Origin of the sequence: Arthrobacter sp. NPDC058130 (assembly GCF_042884475.1) — a bacterium.
GTDB lineage: Bacteria > Actinomycetota > Actinomycetes > Actinomycetales > Micrococcaceae > Arthrobacter.
Genome location: NZ_JBHVTV010000003.1, coordinates 358,762 through 377,351, shown reverse-complemented (window position 1 = coordinate 377,351; position 18,590 = coordinate 358,762). Strand labels below are relative to the sequence as shown.

Sequence of the window (18,590 nt, the reverse complement as noted above, 5' to 3'; positions counted from 1 at the left end):
CCACACGACCGAACCGTCGTGCCCCCGAGGCGAATGAGGAAATACCTGCCGCACAACGGCCCCGGCCCAGGCCCAGCTTGACCAGGGCCCACGCCTAGACCCGGGCGCAGCACCCTCAGAGTTACGCCCTGTTAGCGGCTGAGCTGCCGGGTCGTGCTGGCCGCTCCGAGTTTGTCCGGGTTCCTGATCAGGTAAAGGCCGGTCACATGGTCATTGTCGGATTGCACAATGACTGCCAGGTCAACAACGTCCCCGCTGTAAATCACGATCGCCGGCATCCCGTTCAGTGACGACATCTCGACCCGCATATCGGGAATGGGTTTTTTGGCGATGCCGACCAGGAAGCGCGCGATGTGGTCCGCGCCGACAACGGGTCTGCGGGCGGCCGAGACTTTTCCGCCACCGTCCGACAGAAGGACGGCCCCGGGTGCGAGGACATCCATAAGCGCCTGAACGTCGCCCCCAAGAGTGGCTGCGACAAACCGGTCGGTGACCGCCTTTTGCCGCTGTGCGTCCACCTCGAAACGTGGTTGCCGCGCCTGCACGTGCGCCTTTGCCCTGCTTGCTAGCTGGCGGACGGCCACCAACGACTTGCCCGTCGCCTCGGCAATCTCGGAGTAGGGGAAATCGAAGACCTCGCGGAGGACGAAGACCGCCCGCTCGTCCGGGGACAGGCTCTCGAGGACGACGAGCATGGCAAAGGACACCGAGTCAGCCAGTACGGCATCATCGGCAACATCGGGGAGTGTCACTACAGGCTCTGGCAGCCAGGGGCCGATGTAGTCTTCCCGACGCCGTTGAGTTGTCCGCAGGGAATTCAGGGCCTGGCGGGTCACGGTTTTGGCCAGGTAGGCCCGCTGGTTCCCGATGCCCTCTGCGTCCACAGCCGACCATCGCACATAGCTTTCCTGGAGGACGTCCTCGGCGTCCGTGACCGTTCCCGTGATTTCGTAGGCAATGGTGAACAGCAGGGAACGGTGCTCCTCAAAAACGGTTGCCGATCCCACGGCCTTACCTGGCTTCCACCGGCATGGCGACATCGGCCGGCAGCGGGCCCTTGGGCCACGTGAACGAACCGCTCCGGCGCAGCTCGCCCCGGATCCAGGACAGCGTCAATCGGCATACCTGCTCTTTCGCGAGCCCGGCAAGACGACCCCCGACAACGAACGGGCGGGGCCGGTCGTCGGCAGTAACAGTCTGGATGAGCCCGGCCTTGCGCCCCAGGCTGATGCACCGGAACACGTATCCGGCCGACAGTGCGGCCGGAGACCTGTTCTGCAGGCGGGCGATGATGTTGTCCGCTGCGTGCGCGCCCAGTGGCAAGGCCGACGCGCAGCTCATCCGAAGGTGGCTGCCGACGGAGTCCGGAACCCGCACGGCATCGCCTGCCCCGAAGATCTCAGGGTAGTCCGGACAGGACAACGACTCGTCGACGATAAGCCTGCCTTCCGCATCGGTTGGCAGTCCGCTGTCACGCGCCAGGTCCGGCACGCTGAACCCGGCCGTCCAGACCGTGCAGTCAGAGTGCAGCGTAACCCCGCCGGCAGTAGTAAACGTCGAGTCGTCACACCGTTGCACGCCGGTGTTCTCCAGCATTTCGACACCCAGCGCCGCAAGCCGGTTCCGCACCGCGCGTTGACCTGAACGGGACAGGTCGCCGCCGATGATCCCGCGGGAAACGAGGCGGGCCCGCAGCAGCGGATATCGCTCGGCAATTTCGGCAACGAGCTCGACGCCGGTCAGGCCGGCGCCAACGATGCTCACGGCAGCCCCCTCTCCCAACTGCGAAAGCCTGGCCCGCAGGCGGACCGCAGACTTTGCATCGCCAAACCCATACGCACCAGCCGGCACCCCGGACGACACGTGGCCGCTGCCTACGGCGTAGAGCAGCCCGTCATAGCCGAGCGGGGCCCGGCCGCTTGAGAAGTGCACCTGGCGGTTGTCCGGGTCGATCCGCGATGCACTGTCCTCAATGAAATCCGCACGGCCGCCCAGGACGGACCTGATCGGTACCGCCGCTGATGCCCTGCTCCCGGCGGCAACTTCGTGCAACCGGATCCGTTCGACAAAGTCGGCAACAGGGTTAACGACGGTGACTTGCAGGTCTCCCAGCTGCTTGCTCCCGGCGAGTCTGTTCGCCGCCATGACGCCGGCATACCCGGCTCCGATAATGACCACGCGGCGCGATGACATTTTCAACTCCCATCAATAGATCCGTTGTTGAATATAGGACACCGCCCCGCCCCGGGATGTGACAGCCACGCTCTCCGCGGCACATGCGGAAGTGGTTCTATCTGCGCACGTCGTGGTTCGGGGTATTCGAGTGGTCGCGCGGTTGCAAGCACCGCTGCCGAGGAGCACGCCACCCCTTCAAACGCAGCACGCGCCAAAATTGGCCCCGTTCCTATCATGGGGATTCACGCGTATTCTGAACACACGTTTCGCGCGCGAAGGCTGGACAGAAAATGGCGCCGAAGAACCGTACAGGATCCCGTCTGGCCGCGGCCCTCTCAAGGGTCCTCGGGTTCTTGACTGTGAGCGCGGTCTGCGGCGTGCTGGTCGCGAGTCTGGTGGTCCCCGGTGTCGCTGCTGCCGGCCTTGCGGTCAGGACTTCGATCACCTTCTTCAATGGTCTTCCCTCGGAGCTGGTGGTTGATTCGCCGTCACAGACAACCAAGGTGCTGAGCGCGGACGGGAAGCCGATCGCCACCTTCTATGCGGAGAACCGTGTGAAGGTCGGGTTGGACCAGATGTCCCCCTACATCAAGGATGCGATTGTCGCCATCGAGGACAGCCGCTTCTACGAGCACGCCGGTGTAGACCCGCAGGGGATTCTCCGGGCGCTGACATCCAACCTGACCAGCGGGGGGCGGCAGGGCGCATCCACACTGACCCAGCAGTACGTCACCAACGTGCTCAATGAGTCCCTGTTATCAGCGGACAGGGGCGACCAGGTCATCCTCAGCGGGCAGAAGAGTCTCGGCGATAAGGTGCGCGAGATGAAGCTCGCCATCGAACTGGAGAAAAAATACACCAAGGACCAGATCCTCGAGGGCTATCTCAACATCGTCTTCTTCAACCGGGACGCCTACGGCATCGAAGCCGCGGCGCGGCACTTCTTCAGCACCACGGCCAAGGACCTCACCCTGCCTCAGGCTGCCCTTCTTGCGGGGCTGGTTAACAGCCCCACCTTCTACGATCCGTCCACACATCCGGAAAACTCGGTCAAGCGGCGCAACCAGGTCCTGGAGGCGATGCTCCGCCAGGGCAAAATCACTCAAGCGGACCATGACGCCGCGGCTACCAGCAGCGTCGACCTGAAGATCGCCTCCGCGAAGCAGGGCTGCGCCGCAGCGGAAATGGCGGCGTACTTCTGCGACTACGTTTCCCACCTCATCCTGAACAACCCTGCCTACGGCGTTGATGTGGCCGAGCGCGAAAGGAAGCTCTACCGCGGCGGCCTGACCATCATCACCACATTGGACAGCAGGCTGCAGGCGGCAGCGCAGGCCCAGGTGGACGCCACAGCCGGGCCCAATCCGGACAAGTGGGGAGCATCCCTGGTTTCGATCCAGCCCGGCACGGGCAAAATCCTGGCCATGGCGCAGAACACGGTATTCCTTCCAGAACCCGGGAAATTCGATACGCAGCTGAACTTCAACGTCGATGCCAAGGACGCGAACGGCAACGACCTGAACGGAGCCGGCGGGTTCCAGCCCGGATCCACCATGAAACCGTTCACTTTCGCGGAATGGCTCAACGAAGGCAAATCCCTGGTCGCCGAGGTGGACGCCTCCCGGCGGACCTATCCGCTGGACTTCCCCTGGAAGTCCAGCTGCGGAAAGGTCCTCGGCGCCTACAATACGGCGCAGAAAACCCTCGGCGCCGCCGACGACCTCCAGAACAATGATGAGGGCTACTACCGCAAGATGCCCGTCAACTACGGGCTCTACAACTCCATCAACACGGCCACCTTCGCCGAGGCCGCCCAGCTGGACTTCTGCGGCATCCAAAAAATGGTCGACGCCGTGGGACTCCACAGCGGCGTGGACAACGCCCCCGTCAACATGCACCAGCTGGGCAACCTGCTGGGCGCCATCGGCGTGGCGCCGCTCCATCTGGCCAACGCCTTTGCCACCTTCGCCAATGACGGCAAATACTGCGCACCGATCGCCATCGCCGACGTGACCGATACGTCGGGAGCGAAGCTTCCACCCGAGGCCAGCAACTGCCGCGACGCCGTCAAACCCGAGGTCGCCCGCGGCGTGAACTCCGTCCTTCAGGACGTGCTGAAACGGGGCTCCGGCATCTACATCGAACCCAAAGTCCAAAACAAGGTCCCCGTCGCGGCAAAGACCGGCACCTCTAACAACAACGGCGCGACCTGGGTGGCCGGCTACACCACCGGCCTCGCCACCGCTTCCTTCTTCGGCGACACCCTGGAAGGCCAGAAACGGCCCGGCCAAAACGTCACCATCAACGGCAAGTTCTACAAGGCCATCGACGGGTACATGCTCGCCGGCCCGCAGTGGGCAAACTACATGGTGCAGGTTGCCGGACTCTACCCCGCCGCCGCATTTCCCCCGCCGCCCGAGTCCATGACCAAACCTCCGCCGCCTGGCCCTCCGCAGTGACGCACCTAACGCACCGGCAACTGACGGGAGCCTTCCGTGAAACCTCATTCCGAATCCATGCAAGGAGGATGCTGTGCCCGACCGATGCCCCGCCTACGAGGAGCTCGAACCTGACCGAAGGAACGGCCGGTTTCATTGGTGCCCATCGGGACTACTCCGTTGGCAAGATCTTCATGAAGGAGGACCCAGTGAGCGCCTCCGATGAGCTAGCCGCCATTGAAGCGCGGCTCGTCGCGGACGAGGACGAATACGCGGGCGGGGTCGTCGACAAGAACGTCCGGGACCGGCGCTACCTCCTCACTATGGTGCGCGAATTACTAGCCCGGCTGGAGAAGGTGGAAGCCGTGGCATGGGACTTCGCTGAGCGGGGCGTCCGGATCGAAGAGCAGTTTGACGGCAAGGGGACGATCCACACAGTCAGGGCAGCGGGCCTCGGCGATGGATACCGGGAAGCTGCCCGGAGCATCCGTGCAGCCTTGGGGCCGGCGGTGGGAGAACCATACGGCGACGCAGCGACAACCGCGATCACAAGCCCACCGGAGCACCAGCCACAAACAGCCTCACCGGCCCTCCCACCGGAGGCTCTGGCCGGATAGGGCCAGAGCGACAGCCCGAATTCCTCAAGGCCCGCATCCCTGCGCATGAAGCCGCAGAGCGTGCCATGTCCCGGGCCTGTGGCCCTGGTTCGGAGACCCGGGAGGTGACCAGTACAACGCGTGGCTCCGGCAACGAACGGCAGGACCGGACGACGTCTTTGGCGAACACGGCACAGGGGCACGGGTCACCAGTCCGTCCCATCGGGGAGCGCCCTCCTCTGGCAGCCTGCCGATTCCGGGACAGGCCTGTTTGGTCTGCCCGCGAGGGATTCGGACTGGTGGGGTGATCGTGGGGGCGTCGGGAATGCCCGTGCACCAGGCCAAGCAAGAGAGACCCGCACGTTGCTGTGGATAGCCATCATTCTCGCTGTTCCCTGGCTCCTCGGCTTGCTCGGCGGCATCGGCGGCGGGCTCATTCACCTGCTGTTGGTTATTGCCGTGGTCGTCCTGATCTTCCACTTCATCCGCGACAGGTCCCGCGCGTAAGCACGAACTGCACTGCGCCCCCGCATCTGCCGAACTGTCGGTCACTATGCATGACCGGAGGTCGCGCACTCCGTCCCGTTCGACGGCGAGGGGCGGTACGACTTTTCGACATTCTGGTGGCACTCTGGGACGCCACTGTTGGGGTCAGCCGCCGAAACGAACGGTGGTCACCAGGAAGATCAGTGCGAAGAGACCGACCAGGAGCATCGCCGCCTTGGGGTTGCCGAAGTTCAGGGTCCATCCCAATGCCGAACCGGCGCGGCACAAGCAGAGCGTGATCTTCCCTGTTGATGTAGAACAGGCCACCGCGCCAGTATGTGTCGTCGTCCCGGTGAGTCAGGCCCGTGTCCGCCTCGCTCCCGTCCGGATCCCGGTTATTCCTCGCCAAAATCACAACGGTGACCACGACGGCGGCCAGGATCGGGAGCGCGACCACCAACGGCGACCACGACGTGACTGTTCCGGTCCACATCAACAGCGATGATCCCAGCATTCCCACATCGATCATCGCGACCAGCCCGAGCAGCGCCTTTGCCCCCAGCGAGATGTAGTGCCGGGACCAGCGCACGGAGCCGGCCGGGTGTGCCGGGTCGAGGTCGGGCCTGCTGCGGATGATCGCGGCCGCCATTCCCGCGAGAAGTGCTGTTATGCCGATCTGCACGAACACCAGTGAGAACGCCGCACCGACCGACTTGGTGACCACCCGGTTTGGCACACCGTTCGCACCGTAGTGCACCACCAGCGTCTCGGGCATCGACGGGTAGCTGAGCACACCGATCAGCACCGTGGCGGCGGTGATGGTCACAGCCGATGCCAGCCAGAGCCAGGGGAAGCGGGGCGGATCAGTCCGCAGTTCGGTGCCCACCGCGATGCCTTGGTGCAGGCCCTTGTACCAGTCCACGGCGGTCTTTGCGGCCCGGATTTCCTGGTGGGCCAGAAAGAAGCATCCGTACCAGACGCCGTCGAGCACCAACACCGACAAGGGCAGCAGCAACGGGTCCGCGGTCACCGCGAAGAGGCCAACACCGGCCCCGCCGACGACGAACCCGCCGATAAGTACCCTCCACCGATAGATGCGGGCCTGCCCGACAACCGCCGGCTCTCCGACACGCCGGGCCGGCACCCGGACCCCGAAGGGCACGGTCGGACTGGTCACAGAGGGCAGCACCAGCGCCAGTAAGAGCACCAGTCCCACCAACACAAGACTCAGCACGATGGCAACGCTCATGGCGCACCCTCTCGCTGCCCGGCACCAGATGAATCGAGCACGGACCGGCAGGTCTCGAGAACCTCATCCGCCGGTAATCCCCGGGCCACGGCCTCAGCCAGAAGAGTCCGTGCCCTTGCCGTCCACTCGGAAGGAAACGGCGGGTCCGCGACCGTCGGCATCACTACCGCGCCAGCCTTGCGGCTGAGCCGGACCAGGCCCTGCTGACGCCGGGCTCGAACACATTTCCACCTCCGTGGACGGTGAACCACGCACCTTCACGCTGCGGGCCACACAGATATATCGCCGAGAAGGCGGCCAATGGAGGGTAGCCCATCGTCATGCCGACACAGTCATTCCCGGCATATAAGCAACCGAATTTCAGGTGAGCAGGAATCCGAACCAAAGCCGGTGGTGACCAGAGTTCCCTCTTCACGCCCTTCCCGCTGTTGGGGGTTCTGCAGACGAAACGGAAATTCGCTTAGAGCCAGGTCGTGGTGAAACTGTGCCTTTAGCCAGCGAACCCTCCCAGGCCAGGCGCGGGGGTGTTTTTCGTCGCCTCGTCCCCTGGATATCCTTCCCAGGCCAGCCCGCGCTTGGACGCAGAGCCGGCCCGGCAGGAAACCGACAAGAGGCACGCGCCAGATGCCCGCGTTCGCAAGGCGGGCCATATCCTGCCACAACACAAAACGCTAATAAGTAAGCCTGGCAATCACGTACGATTCAATTGGCTCCAAGTCGTCGGTACATGCACGAGGTGTGCGCAAGGGTTCGAGACCGGCAGGGCGGCCGTTCCCAGCGACCCCGGCCCGCAGGGCAATAGGAAGGTGAGTTCGGGGCCGGCGGCAGGATCCTCCACCTTAAATTCCCGGCGGCCGCACCACCAGGTCGGCCATTTGTTCAAGACCTTGGGGTGTCAGAGTTCAGCCAACCGCCAGTCCGCCGTAGTACCCCGCTCCCCCAAAAAATTTGAAGCACCGGAACGCTTCTTGCCTGCTTCCGATTCCAATTAGGTCGCTGAGCCGCCCCAAGCCGCAGCCAGGCCGCAACGCACCCAATGGAATTTCGGACTGCAAGAGTCGTTACGGACGTTTTCTATAAATCAGACGTAAGTGTGGACACCGTCAACACACAGTTTGGCAGGACAAACGTGACCGCAACTCCTCTGACGTCCCGGAGAAACTTTTCAAGAAAGTTCCTATCCAATGTCAGCGGAGTTATGTTGTCCCCCGCTCCCCCGGCCCATGAATAGGTGTAGGCCACCCCGGCCACCCGACCAAACCGGAACGAGGGACCGCAAAACCCCAGCTCACAGCAGGCGGAGGCCCAACCAGCCAAGGACTTGAACCCGCCACCCACACACCTGAACAGGCCACCGCGGCGGCCAGGCCACCACCCGCGAACCAGCCGTCAGGGCGACGCGACCACAAGCTTTGTCAACACATCAAAGCAAAATCGCCTCTGACGAGGGAAAACGTCGTGCCCGAGGTGGGACTCGAACCGTATTCCCGCCCTTGCAACCACTGGGAACTCCCGGAAACCTAGTGGCCCGCCTGAGCTACCTCCTGGCGAAGTAGCCGCCTTCAGCGGGAGGGTTCCGCCGCGCGGATGTTCCCGGTGTCACGACCGTTCCTGCTCGCCTCCACTCCCGCGCCGCTAACGGCAGGCAGCATCCGCACCGGGACGTGCTTCCGCCACTGCGTGGCGCGCTCGTAAGCGTGAGCGATCGCGAGCACCGCGGCATCTGCGTGTTCAGGCCCCATGATGTGCAGTCCAACGGGCTGCCCGCTGGCAAAGCCACAAGGCACACTGACGCCGGGCATTCCGGTGAGGTTCGCTGCGGAAAGCATACGCAGCGCAGTAGCCAATGAGTTCTGGGTTGTGGACCCGGTCAGTTCCGAAGACATCGAGGACGCGAGCGGTGCGATGGCCGGCAGCGTGGGCGAAACCAAGCCAGCAACTCCCGCGCTGACCATGGCCTCAGGTATGAACGACCGGAGGTAGCTCCGGACCTGCCAAGCCAAACGAATGTCATCCTCGGACACCAAGGCACCGGTCTCGATCATGACGCGTGTGCCAGGCAGATAGCGTCCGGCGGCACCCCTCAGCCGCTGGCGGTGATGGTGGGCCGCTTCCGACAGCGAAATCGCCACACTCGCGTGCAGGGCCAGGTCCAGATCGGGAAGCGACAGCTCCACGATCTTGATCCCCAGTTCCTCCAGCACGGACAATGCGTCTTCCACTGCAGCCACAACGCCGCGGGTTACTCCCCATTCAGACCATATTCGGCGGTCAACTCCAAGCTTTGTCTCTTCAGGAATGTCCTGGATCCGCGCGGAAACCGACCCTCCGAGCAAGGTCAGCCCACGCGGTTCCACCATCCCGTCAAAGAGCATCGCGCAATCTTCGACACTCCGGGCGATCGGTCCCACATGGTCCAGCGTGTGGCTAACGTGAAGGACCCCGGAGGAAGACACGACGCCGAAACTGGGCTTGAGCCCCACCAAACCGTTGACGGCGGCCGGGTTTCGCACCGAGCCGCCGGTATCCGTACCCAGGGCACCGGGACCACTTCCCACGGCGACAGCGACGCCGGACCCGACGCTGGAGCCGCCAGCGTACCGATCAGGATCCAAGGGGTTGCGTGACGGTGGCACCCCTTGCCCGAAAGCGAATTCATGTGTTTGAAGTTTGCCCAGGATCACGGCACCGCTGGCCCGTAGTCGATGTACGACCCCGGCGTCGTCCTTCGCGATGTTCCCCCGCAGGCTCTCCGAGCCGCCTTCGCTCGGCATCCCGTGGACGTCGATGACATCCTTCACCCCCAGCGGAATGCCGTGGAGGCTGCCATCGAACTGCCCGCTGGCAGCCTGCCCGTCGGCCAGGATGGCCGCTTCGCGCGCGCCTTGCTGATCCACGTATGTCCAGGCGTGGGCGTAGACTTCAGTGTCCTGAATCCGGTCCAGAACCGAGTCGAGGAGTTCAACGGCCGAGAGCTCCCGCCGTCGGATGAGTCCGGCCGCCTCGGCGATGCCCAGTTCCCATGGTTCGGTCACGGTTTCGCCTCCGCCTGCGGCGTGGAGTCCTGACTTGCGGAAGCGGCTTGATCCCCGAAGACAACCCGCTCAGATGCACGAGTCTGCTGTTCGAATGTTGCCTTCAGGGAATCCATCCCAGCCCGGAAGTCGCGATACGCTCCTTCGAGCGCAGGCAGGTCCTCCCGCGCGATCGCGTCGCCTACCAGCGCGCGAATGACTCTGCGCTGTGCGCCGGTCAATCCGGAATTCATCGGTGAGCCTCCGGCGTCAGCTGGCCATCCCGAACCACGCACACGCCTTCCACCAGAACAAACCGCACGTCGCGTAAATCGTCAGCGCGGGCGACAACTACGTCCGCGATGCAGCCGGCCTCAAGCCGCCCACTTGCGGGAGCGATGCCAGGGATGAGCCCCGCCACGGCCGAGGTCGCCATGGCGACGGCACCGGCCAACGAGCGGTGTCCGAATGCCGCGATGTCCTGGACGGCGGAGATCAACTCGTCGTGATCGCCGTCGTGCCCGTAGTCCGTGCCGATGACGGAGATGAGGTCCGGTTCCCGGAGCAGCAGGTCCCAGTGTTCACGCGTGGTGACGGTGTGTTTGCGGTGCAGGAGATCGAACACCGAGGCCTCGGCAGGCCAGCCCATTTTCCGGCCCAGGACGGCCAGCTCGCGGGCCTCGTCGGGGGTGTGGGAGGGGTGGTTAGCGTGCGCTGCAATCACGGTGGCCTCGCCGCCGTCCAGCTCGAACATGAGCTCCCGCAGGACGCCGGCCGTGGCCGAGGCGCTGTGCACGATGGCCGGCACGCCGAACTTTGCCGCCGCTTGGACTCCTTCCCGGATCCCTTCGATGGCCGGGACGAACGAGGGCATTACGGAATCCGTGACTAGCTTGGCGAGTTGAGTTGCGGTGAAGGCCTCCGCGAGTCCGGCCTCTTTGGCCGCCTCAGCCAGGGCAACCACATTGAGCGCAGCGGCGTCGATGAACCGGCCCAGCACTGCTTCCTTGATGCGCCTCGCCTGGTCGATGGTGATGAGGATCCCGGAGACCTTGTGGATGGCCGCCGGGATATAGACGAGATCCTGGCCTCCGCCGCCCAGCGTTTGCCCTCCGCCCAGTTCCCCGATGGCGACAGCACCGTCTAAGAGCATCCGCTCAACGGTGAGTTCGCGGGCCTCAGCCGTCAGTCCCTGGCCGTCTGCCATGCCCGCTGCCTGCAGGCAGTGCGGCAGGTGCGTAGTGGCACCCCGCACGTGGACGGCGTGCCGGCGGTCAGCCTCGCGCACATCATCCATGGACGCGAAGCCACAAAGGCTGAGGACGGTGGTCGTTCCGGCCAGGAGGTGCCTGTCCAGGTTGCCCATCCACCGCTCTTCGGTCAGGGCAGGCGCCGCACTAGGGAATAGGGCGCCGGGGGTCACTCCGTGGGTGTGGCTGTTGATGAGGCCCGGCATAACGACGCAGCCCGAGGCGTCGATGACGTCGCCGGCAAAATCCCGGTCTGCTCCCCAGGGGTCCGCACCCCGGATGTCGAGGACGTCCGCAATGCGGCCGTCGCGGATGACCACCGCACCGCCCTCGATGACGGTGTCCCCGGAGCCTTTGATGACGGTGCCTCCGCGAATGAGCGTGGACATTCGCTCCCCTCTCGACTAGTTTCATCATATCGAAGTTTGCTTCACTATAGCCGCAACGATGCGGCGTCGGAACCCATGAAGGGAGAAGCTGATGGCAATGCGACCGATGCAGCGGGATTTCGTCGGATATGGCGAAACTCCGCCTGATTTCCGCTGGCCAGGCGAAGCCCGCGTGGCCGTTTCCCTCGTCATCAATGTGGAGGAGGGCGCCGAACGGAGCATCCCCCGCGGAGACAACGCCAACGACCTGGGGGCGCACTGGATACCGGCCCGTGCCTCGGCCACCCGGAATCTGACCCTGGAATCAGCCTTCGAATACGGCTCCCGCGCAGGCATGTGGCGGCTGTTGCGGATCCTGCGGAATCACGACGTCCGGGCCACCGCCTTCTGCTGCGCCGTGGCGCTGCAACTCAACCCGGCCATCGCCGCGGCGCTTGTCCGCGACCGGCACGAAATAGCCGACCACGGCCACCAGTGGGACACGCACACGGACCTCGATGACGACACTCAGGAGCGTCTCATCCTCGCCTCCCGCGACGCGATCGAGGCCAGCACCGGCCAAGCCCCCACCAGCTGGTACTCGAGGGACGGACTCAAGCCCGGTACGCGCAGGGTGCTCGCCGGGAACGGATTCACCTACGAGTCCAACAGCTTCAACGACGACCTGCCACACTGGGGCTCCGGACCCGAAAATCCGAGGCTCCCGGTACTGCCCTACGCGGGAGACACCAACGATTCCGGGCTGTTCAGGCAGTTCCCAACCGCAACATCGTTCGGCAACCACCTGACCGCCGCAATGGAGCTGCTGCTCGACGACCCCCGCGGCGGCCCCTCGGTGATGAGTGTCGGGCTGCACCCTAGGCTCATCGGACGGCCGGCGTACGCCTTGGCCCTCGACCGTTTCCTTGCCCATGCGAGCGGCAAGGCCGTCTGGTTCGCGCCGCGCGAAGACATCGCGAACGCCTGGAAACGGACGACAACGGAGCGGACGACGGCGGACGGGTCACCGGCGTCGTAGAGCCACTGGCGTCGCTAGTGCGCTGCGAGCAACGCACCCCACCCAGGGATCGGGCGTGGAACGCCGGCCAGGAGGAGGACATGCCACAAGGTAGCAATGGCGCTGTCCACAATCGGGATGCCGAACTCCTGCTCGAAGCCCTCCACCAGGTAGCCCGAGCGCAGGTTGGTGCCGACGCACACCACTGCATCGAGGCCGTGCGCGAATGCCGGCCGCATGATGGCGCCGATGGCGGAGGCGTCCAAGCGGGCGATCTCCGGGTTGCTCATTGCGGCCTCCGGAACCGAAACTGCCTGCACGTCGATGCCGTGGATCGAGTACTCCCGCTGTATCTGGGAAGCGATGGCTCCAGGGCCCGGAAAGACGAGGCCGATCCGCGCTGCCGACAACGCGCCGAGGGCCTCGACGACGGCCACGGAGGCGGTCGTCGCGGGCGCGCCGCACACTGCCTCAAGCTCGGCGCAGAGGGCCCGGTCCCTGGTGATCCCCGTCCAGGAACCAGAGGTGCCGTGGAACGCGATGGCCTGCAGATCGGCGTCGTTCAGCATTGCCGGAGCTTCGCCGAGAATGCCCAGGTCCACCGTGTCATCAAGGCTCGGCGGAAGGCGGAACCGGCTGTAATGGACGCCCAGATCCGGCTGCTCTGCAAGGATCGAAGCCGTGAGCGTCTCGGCATTCGAGTTGCTCGAGGGAACAAGGATCCCCAGCCGCGTCCCCGGCCCAGGAGCGCCCACCTCTAGTGGGCCTTGCCGAGGGACGGTGGCGTGGAGATCGCTAGCATCACTGCGGCCGAATCGGTGTGGTTGCTCCACCAGTGAGGGAAGGAAGCGTCGTAGGTGAGGCTGTCGCCGGCTTCCAGTACAAAGTCTTGGCCGCCGACAGTGGCCACCAGCGTGCCGGTCTGGAGGATGACACATTCCTCGCCTTCATGGGAGTGCGGAACGTGGGCGCCGTCGAAATTGGCCGGAATGGTCATGCTGAGGACCCCCAGCTTGCGCTCCGAATCGGGAACGATCTGCTCCATGATGATGCCCTGCGAGGGGATTTCAATGCGACGGCGGTCAGCCCGGCGGACCAGCATGTGGTCCTGGCCCTCATTGGGATCCGTGAACATGCTGGCCAGCGGCAGGTCGAGAGAGTTTGCAAGGCGAAGGAGCGTTGCAAAGGAGGGGTTGCCGATTCCGCGCTCGATCTGGCTAATGAGCCCGGCGCTGACACCTGCGCGTTCGGCGAGCTCCTCCACGGTGAACCGGCCGAGGCGCTGGTGTTTGATCATGGCTCCGAGGTGAGCGATCCAGAAGTTGCGTTCCAAGGACTCGGTTGCTTCGCTGCTTGCTGTCTCCGTGCCGTCCACGCCGACTCCTTCACTAGTCCTCGGGTTTCCGTCAGTATATCGAAGATGACTCCGCGCAGGAGGTTTTTTGAGCGTCCTAGATTCAGCGAGCCCACTGCCTCGGCCGACGATGCTCACGCGGCCCGCAGATCGACGTAGACCGCCAGGAGGGAGGCAAGCTCCTTCTCCCAATAGACCGCACAGCGGTCTGCTCCGCGATCGAAAACGCTGGCCGCAGCAGCCATGCTGGGTGCTGGAAGTCCGATACTGCAGCCAGCGCCGGCAAGCACGTCGACAACTCGCTGGGCGGCTTCCTGCAAGGCTTCCGGCCGCTCATCTCCGTGCCGGAGGAGGTCGGCAGCGAGATCGGTGGGGCCCACCCAGCCCCCGCCGAACGCGTCGCTGCCAACAAATTCCTTGACGCGCTCTACGGCTTCCGCCGTCTCGAATAACACCGAGATCACTGGAGCGAAGGCATAGTCCCTGCCGAAGGCCGAGGCCGGTGTCACCTGCCTCGGCCGTGTTCCCTCAGGGGCATACCGGGTGGCCTCGTAGGCACATTCCAGTTCGTCCACGGTCCGCACCTGGGGCAGTACGATCTCCGCCACCCCGGTGTTGGCGAAGGCCAGCAGCGTGTTCCTGTCCAGATCCGGCACACGCACAGCCACCTTCACCCCGGAGCCAGCCAGTCGCTGCACCACATCGCTGCAGTGCCGGACGGTCATCCCGGTCTGCTCCGCATCGAGGACCAGGAAGTCCACTGTGGCGTGGGCAAGGAGGGCAAGCAAAGTGGGGGTGGGATCGGCAGTGATGATGCCGACGCTGCGTCCGAGGGCGGCAGCCCGTTCCTGGGTCATGGGAGGTTCCTCCTGGAGGTGGTGGCGCGGAATGGAACAGCGACAAAGTGCCGGGGCGGCGGGTCACTCGTCAGGAACGAACTGCCAGTCCGCGGGCTTGCTGACCCCCACAATGAGTTCCACGTTTTCTTCACCGTCATTGGTGAGTCCATGTGTGGTTCCGCGCGGGATGTAGATGCCGTCGCCGGGTTTTGCCCTGTACGTTGAAGCGCCCAGATGGACGAGCGGGGTTCCGCTCAGGACAACGTAGAACTCCGATGCGTCCGGGTGGTGATGGCACAGGTGGTGCTGGCCGGGCAGGATCCTCCCCCAGCTGACGCACAAGTCATCCGAACCGCTGAGATCCCGGGAGATGAGCGTGCTGACCAGGCCTTGGTCGCGCTGACCGCTGAGTCCAACTTTGTCCAAGGCCGTGAAACCTTGCTTGTGGACGTTGTGCACCAGCCGGTCGATGTTGACCGTGGCCGACCCACCGTAGCCGCGGCGCATCATGCCGCGCCTTCGAAGGCGGCCGCGGCCGCGACGGTGTCGGACTGTAGAGGGTCGGCCGGTACAGGCGGGTGCTCCATCCACCACCGCGCGATCTCCTCACGGGTGGCGAACCACACCCCCTGCTTGGAAAGGGCATATTCGAGGAACCGGCGCACTCCGTGGGCAACGCTGGGCCGGCCGCCGATCCTCAAGTGCAGCCCCACGGACATCATCTTCGGCACGGTCTCGCCTTCGACGAGGAGGCAGTCGAGGGAGTCCTTCAAAACGTTGAAGAAGTCTTCTCCCGTGCCGAGGCTTCCGTTGCCCCAGAAACGGGCATCGTTGGTGTCGCCCGAATACGGAACCACCAGGTGACGGTGCGGGCCTGCCTGCACGTAGTACGGAAGGTCGTCGGCGTATGAATTCGAGTCGTACAGCACACCTTCCTCAGCCAGGATGGTCCGCGTGTTCTCGGTGATGCCCTCCCGGACGTACCAGCCCACCGGCCGAACGCCGGAAACAGCCTCGACGGCGGCCAGGGACTTGCGGATCTCCTGCCGCTCCTCGTCCGGTTCCATCCCGACGGTTCCGCGCCACTTGTAGCCGTGGGCGCAGATCTCGTGGCCGTCCCGCACCATGGCCAGGGCGGCATCCGGATTCCGCTCAAGGGCCGCACCGCAGGCCATAACCGTTGCCTGGACGTTGTACTCGCGCAGCATCCCGAGGAAGCGCCAGATGCCCACGCGGCTGCCGTACTCGAAGAAGGACTCCTTCATGAGGCTGCGCCGCGAGGGGTCAGCGGACCAGCCGCCGAAGATCGAGACGTCCTCGTCCCGTTCGTCGCCGGCTTCGATGGAACTCTCGGCGCCTTCCTCGTAGTTCAGCACCACGGAGACAGCAACTTTCGCGCCGTGCGGCCACGTGACAACCGGAGGGTTCTCCCCATATCCAATCAGGTCGCGCATTGGCTTCTCCCTGCCTGTTCATTATATTGATAATATTTCATTTTACAGCACCTGCCCTTGGTAGACCCTCCGGTGGGCGGCAAGTGAGGTCTTGAGCATGCTGTCGACGTCGTCAATGACATTTCCGTGTGCGGGCCCGATCATCAGGGCAGGATAGGACTCCAAGGTGTCTTCAATGCCCTGGAAGGCCGTGCCGACATCGACAAATTTGGTCCAGTAGAGCGCGCGTCCGGTGCCGTAGGCGGCCTGCTCCACCGAGGGCGGCGCCGGCATCTCGCTGGAAAGCAAGCGACACTGCCCTGGCAGGTGTACCGGCTCGTCTTCCTCCTCCGGGCCCGGTATGTCGTGGATGTAGGAAAAGCCGTCGGAGACGAACATGATTCGTGCACCCGAGTCATACCCCCAGAGCGTGTTCTCCAGGTCGCGGATGTACGCCGGGAAGAAGCGGAACTCCCTGTCGCCGAGGTCCAGCGACTCGCCCGCGGCCTTGGCCCGCAGCCGGTCCTTGTACTCCGGAAAATGGAGTGCGTAGTCTCGGACATCGCCGACAACAACAGCCGAGGGGTACCTGGCCAGCAAGACCGGGAGATTGCCTGCGTGCGGGATTTCTGGATGGGTCGGGAAGACGTAGTCAAGCGTCTTCCCGCCCAGTGCATTGTCCAGCTGCGCCAGCACTGTATCCCGGTGCGCCGGATCTCCCGTATCCACCAGGATCGACGCTTGGGAGCCGATCACCAGGTACGACGAGACGTGGTAGTGGACTTCCCGGCCTTCAGCGCTGGCCGACAGGCAGCCGCCCAACCAGTGCACGCCGTCGGCGAGGACTCGGCCCGTGGTGGGCTCCTCGCTGTGGTTGTGGTGACTCATTGGATGCCCACCTTTCTGATGGCCTCGGCCAATGCCGTGGCCTCCGCAGCGGATTCGGCCGGGCCAACAAAGGGTTCGCCGTAGCCCGGTCCAATAGCCTTGACGTGGCGTTCGCGGATGGCCTCTTCGACGTCCCGCGCAATGCCGCGCGTATCAGCCTCGGCAAACCACTGGAACTTGTGCAAACCGGCCGCCGCCTTCGAGCTGCCGTAGGAGCCGTGTGTGAAGGCATCCGAAGTCAGGAGCGCCTTGGAGACGGGATCGAAGATCCACAGCGTCGGCAGGAGCCGCATCAGCGGCGACACGAACTCCAAGATCAGTCCGTCCATGACCTCCACCTCAAGCGACGTCCCCGGGTTGACCATGATGCGCCGCGGCGTCGCAGAGGTCCTCGGAACCGTGATTCCGCCCGTGTACCAGACGGACTCGACGTCGAAGCGCGCCTCGATGGCGGGAAGGTTCAGGCAGCATTCCATCTCCGTCCGCGTCAGCACGACGTCAAGCCGTTCCCCTGGATCGAGAAGCGATTCCAGCTGCCGGATGATCTCCGCTTCGTGGAGCCGGATGCCGGTGTCCACGAGCACCGAGCCGGCGCTTCCTTTGATGAGGTAGCAATTGACGGGCTGCGTCACGCGGACACCCTGCGGGCACCAGCTAACCTGCTCGTCCAGGATGATGTTCGCCCCCAAACGATGGAGGCGGTCTCCGATGAGGCTGTGGGTGCCGTTGACGGCGAGCGCTGCCGGGGCTGTGTGGGGATTCAACGACTTCTCCTCTCCTCGTATCCGAATCGGCCCACCTAGGAGGCGCTGGCCGAGTCCCAGACGGCGATTGCCTCGTCCAGAGTGCAGACATCGTGGCGGGCCCTCATCACGGTCAATGCAGCATCGTGGACGACGGTGTCGTAGGCGCCGACAGCGTCCTCGAGCAGGACGGCATAGAAGTCGTTGTGGACGGCGTCCCGGAGCGTGGCCTCGACGCATCCGCCGGTGGAGACGCCGACCAGGGCGACGGATTCGATGCCCTGGCTTCGCAGCAGGAGGGCCAGCTCCGTGCCCACGAACGCGCTGGGGCGGCGCTTGGTGATGATGACCTCGCCGTCTTCGGGCAGGCACTCGGCACAGAACTCTGTGGCCGGGTCGCCCTTGAGGCTGAGCCTGCCCAGGTCAATGGGCCGGCCGTTGGCGGCCGTGTACAGAGCCCGCAGCCACGCGGCAGGTGAGCTGCCGCCGTCGGCCAAGTTTTCGACGCGGATGTGGAAGATGGGGACACCGTTCTTCCGCGCCGACTCGATGGCCCGTCCGCAGCGCTTGGCGACGGCGGGCATCATGCTGAGGTCGTGGCCGGAATCGCCGATGGCGCCGCCGGCGTACACGGCACCTTCTTGCATGTCGATCACCACAAGGGCGGTCGTGGCCGGGTCGAGCAGTTCCTGGAGGGTGTCGCGGACCTGCTTTCCGCAGATTTCAATCATGGGAGGTT

Annotated in this window: 19 protein-coding genes; 5 read left to right on the top strand and 14 right to left on the bottom strand. The window is 64.6% G+C overall.

Annotated elements, in window-relative coordinates; all coding sequences use genetic code 11:
• Positions 1 to 131: 131 nt before the first annotated feature.
• Positions 132 to 1,007 carry an RNA polymerase sigma-70 factor gene (locus ACFVTM_RS09390; protein WP_390203162.1) on the bottom strand — a complete coding sequence of 292 codons (876 nt, stop codon included), beginning with the start codon at positions 1,005 to 1,007 and terminating at the stop codon, positions 132 to 134.
• Between the two features lie 4 nt (positions 1,008 to 1,011).
• On the bottom strand, positions 1,012 to 2,193 hold the full coding sequence (locus ACFVTM_RS09385) for an NAD(P)/FAD-dependent oxidoreductase (protein WP_390203161.1): 1,182 nt from the start codon (positions 2,191 to 2,193) through the stop codon (positions 1,012 to 1,014).
• A 272-nt stretch (positions 2,194 to 2,465) separates the two neighbouring features.
• Between ACFVTM_RS09385 and ACFVTM_RS09380 the strand changes: the two genes are divergently transcribed.
• From ACFVTM_RS09380 to ACFVTM_RS09370, 3 genes are all read left to right on the top strand, one after another.
• Positions 2,466 to 4,634, top strand: a complete 2,169-nt coding sequence (locus ACFVTM_RS09380) for a transglycosylase domain-containing protein (protein WP_390203160.1) — start codon at positions 2,466 to 2,468, stop codon at positions 4,632 to 4,634.
• A 188-nt stretch (positions 4,635 to 4,822) separates the two neighbouring features.
• Positions 4,823 to 5,230 carry a hypothetical protein gene (locus ACFVTM_RS09375; RefSeq protein WP_390203159.1) on the top strand — a complete coding sequence of 136 codons (408 nt, stop codon included), beginning with the start codon at positions 4,823 to 4,825 and terminating at the stop codon, positions 5,228 to 5,230.
• Between the two features lie 342 nt (positions 5,231 to 5,572).
• Positions 5,573 to 5,716 (top strand): lmo0937 family membrane protein, encoded by a 144-nt coding sequence (locus tag ACFVTM_RS09370; protein ID WP_390203158.1) that lies wholly within the window; start codon positions 5,573 to 5,575, stop codon positions 5,714 to 5,716.
• On the opposite strand, the gene ACFVTM_RS09365 is transcribed toward ACFVTM_RS09370, so the two are convergent.
• On the bottom strand, positions 5,691 to 6,944 hold the full coding sequence (locus ACFVTM_RS09365) for a DUF1648 domain-containing protein (protein WP_390203157.1): 1,254 nt from the start codon (positions 6,942 to 6,944) through the stop codon (positions 5,691 to 5,693). The two genes, ACFVTM_RS09370 and ACFVTM_RS09365, sit on opposite strands and share 26 nt — an antisense overlap.
• Before the next feature lie 223 nt (positions 6,945 to 7,167).
• On the opposite strand from ACFVTM_RS09365, the gene ACFVTM_RS09360 reads away from it, so the two are divergent.
• Positions 7,168 to 7,293 (top strand): hypothetical protein, encoded by a 126-nt coding sequence (locus tag ACFVTM_RS09360; RefSeq protein ID WP_390203228.1) that lies wholly within the window; start codon positions 7,168 to 7,170, stop codon positions 7,291 to 7,293.
• A 1,213-nt stretch (positions 7,294 to 8,506) separates the two neighbouring features.
• Here the strand turns inward: ACFVTM_RS09360 and ACFVTM_RS09355 are convergent.
• Genes ACFVTM_RS09355 through ACFVTM_RS09345 form a run of 3 tightly spaced genes read right to left on the bottom strand, consistent with a single transcriptional unit; the run spans position 8,507 to position 11,597 of the window.
• On the bottom strand, positions 8,507 to 9,979 hold the full coding sequence (locus ACFVTM_RS09355; RefSeq protein WP_390203156.1) for an amidase: 1,473 nt from the start codon (positions 9,977 to 9,979) through the stop codon (positions 8,507 to 8,509).
• Positions 9,976 to 10,212, bottom strand: a complete 237-nt coding sequence (locus tag ACFVTM_RS09350; protein WP_390203155.1) for a hypothetical protein — start codon at positions 10,210 to 10,212, stop codon at positions 9,976 to 9,978. The genes ACFVTM_RS09355 and ACFVTM_RS09350 overlap by 4 nt, the downstream gene beginning before the upstream one ends.
• The gene (locus ACFVTM_RS09345) at positions 10,209 to 11,597 is read right to left on the bottom strand and encodes an amidohydrolase family protein (protein ID WP_390203154.1); all 1,389 of its coding nucleotides are present in this window, start codon (positions 11,595 to 11,597) and stop codon (positions 10,209 to 10,211) included. The genes ACFVTM_RS09350 and ACFVTM_RS09345 overlap by 4 nt, the downstream gene beginning before the upstream one ends.
• 91 nt (positions 11,598 to 11,688) lie before the next feature.
• Here ACFVTM_RS09345 and ACFVTM_RS09340 point away from each other — a divergent pair, with 91 nt between their 5' ends.
• Complete coding sequence (locus ACFVTM_RS09340) at positions 11,689 to 12,615, top strand: polysaccharide deacetylase family protein (protein WP_390203153.1); 927 nt, start codon at positions 11,689 to 11,691, stop codon at positions 12,613 to 12,615.
• Between the two features lie 14 nt (positions 12,616 to 12,629).
• Here the strand turns inward: ACFVTM_RS09340 and ACFVTM_RS09335 are convergent, their stop codons facing one another.
• The 8 genes from ACFVTM_RS09335 to ACFVTM_RS09300 form a co-directional block, all read right to left on the bottom strand.
• Positions 12,630 to 13,349, bottom strand: a complete 720-nt coding sequence (locus ACFVTM_RS09335; protein ID WP_390203152.1) for a hypothetical protein — start codon at positions 13,347 to 13,349, stop codon at positions 12,630 to 12,632.
• A gap of 2 nt (positions 13,350 to 13,351) precedes the next feature.
• Complete coding sequence (locus ACFVTM_RS09330) at positions 13,352 to 13,969, bottom strand: cupin domain-containing protein (RefSeq protein ID WP_390203151.1); 618 nt, start codon at positions 13,967 to 13,969, stop codon at positions 13,352 to 13,354.
• 113 nt (positions 13,970 to 14,082) lie between these two features.
• The gene (locus tag ACFVTM_RS09325; RefSeq protein ID WP_390203150.1) at positions 14,083 to 14,805 is read right to left on the bottom strand and encodes an aldolase/citrate lyase family protein; all 723 of its coding nucleotides are present in this window, start codon (positions 14,803 to 14,805) and stop codon (positions 14,083 to 14,085) included.
• Between the two features lie 63 nt (positions 14,806 to 14,868).
• The gene (locus tag ACFVTM_RS09320; protein ID WP_390203149.1) at positions 14,869 to 15,297 is read right to left on the bottom strand and encodes a cupin domain-containing protein; all 429 of its coding nucleotides are present in this window, start codon (positions 15,295 to 15,297) and stop codon (positions 14,869 to 14,871) included.
• Positions 15,294 to 16,241 carry a polysaccharide deacetylase family protein gene (locus tag ACFVTM_RS09315; RefSeq protein ID WP_390203148.1) on the bottom strand — a complete coding sequence of 316 codons (948 nt, stop codon included), beginning with the start codon at positions 16,239 to 16,241 and terminating at the stop codon, positions 15,294 to 15,296. The genes ACFVTM_RS09320 and ACFVTM_RS09315 overlap by 4 nt, the downstream gene beginning before the upstream one ends.
• Positions 16,242 to 16,283: 42 nt before the next feature.
• On the bottom strand, positions 16,284 to 17,108 hold the full coding sequence (locus ACFVTM_RS09310) for an MBL fold metallo-hydrolase (RefSeq protein ID WP_390203147.1): 825 nt from the start codon (positions 17,106 to 17,108) through the stop codon (positions 16,284 to 16,286).
• Complete coding sequence (locus ACFVTM_RS09305; protein ID WP_390203146.1) at positions 17,105 to 17,872, bottom strand: MBL fold metallo-hydrolase; 768 nt, start codon at positions 17,870 to 17,872, stop codon at positions 17,105 to 17,107. The genes ACFVTM_RS09310 and ACFVTM_RS09305 overlap by 4 nt, the downstream gene beginning before the upstream one ends.
• 35 nt (positions 17,873 to 17,907) lie before the next feature.
• Entirely contained in the window at positions 17,908 to 18,582 is a 675-nt protein-coding gene (locus tag ACFVTM_RS09300; RefSeq protein WP_390203145.1) for a cysteine hydrolase family protein, read from the bottom strand.
• Between the last annotated feature and the right edge of the window lie 8 nt (positions 18,583 to 18,590).

Excerpts from the sequence above, each read along its gene's own strand:
- ACFVTM_RS09380 (WP_390203160.1), top strand. The coding sequence starts at position 2,466 with ATGGCGCCGAAGAACCGTACAGGATCCCGTCTGGCCGCGGCCCTCTCA.
- ACFVTM_RS09320 (WP_390203149.1), bottom strand. The coding sequence starts at position 15,297 with ATGATGCGCCGCGGCTACGGTGGGTCGGCCACGGTCAACATCGACCGG.
- ACFVTM_RS09350 (WP_390203155.1), bottom strand. The coding sequence starts at position 10,212 with ATGAATTCCGGATTGACCGGCGCACAGCGCAGAGTCATTCGCGCGCTG.
- ACFVTM_RS09310 (WP_390203147.1), bottom strand. The coding sequence starts at position 17,108 with ATGAGTCACCACAACCACAGCGAGGAGCCCACCACGGGCCGAGTCCTC.
- ACFVTM_RS09340 (WP_390203153.1), top strand. The coding sequence starts at position 11,689 with ATGGCAATGCGACCGATGCAGCGGGATTTCGTCGGATATGGCGAAACT.
- ACFVTM_RS09385 (WP_390203161.1), bottom strand. The coding sequence starts at position 2,193 with ATGTCATCGCGCCGCGTGGTCATTATCGGAGCCGGGTATGCCGGCGTC.
- ACFVTM_RS09325 (WP_390203150.1), bottom strand. The coding sequence starts at position 14,805 with ATGACCCAGGAACGGGCTGCCGCCCTCGGACGCAGCGTCGGCATCATC.
- ACFVTM_RS09365 (WP_390203157.1), bottom strand. The coding sequence starts at position 6,944 with ATGAGCGTTGCCATCGTGCTGAGTCTTGTGTTGGTGGGACTGGTGCTC.
- ACFVTM_RS09300 (WP_390203145.1), bottom strand. The coding sequence starts at position 18,582 with ATGATTGAAATCTGCGGAAAGCAGGTCCGCGACACCCTCCAGGAACTG.
- ACFVTM_RS09345 (WP_390203154.1), bottom strand. The coding sequence starts at position 11,597 with ATGTCCACGCTCATTCGCGGAGGCACCGTCATCAAAGGCTCCGGGGAC.
- ACFVTM_RS09315 (WP_390203148.1), bottom strand. The coding sequence starts at position 16,241 with ATGCGCGACCTGATTGGATATGGGGAGAACCCTCCGGTTGTCACGTGG.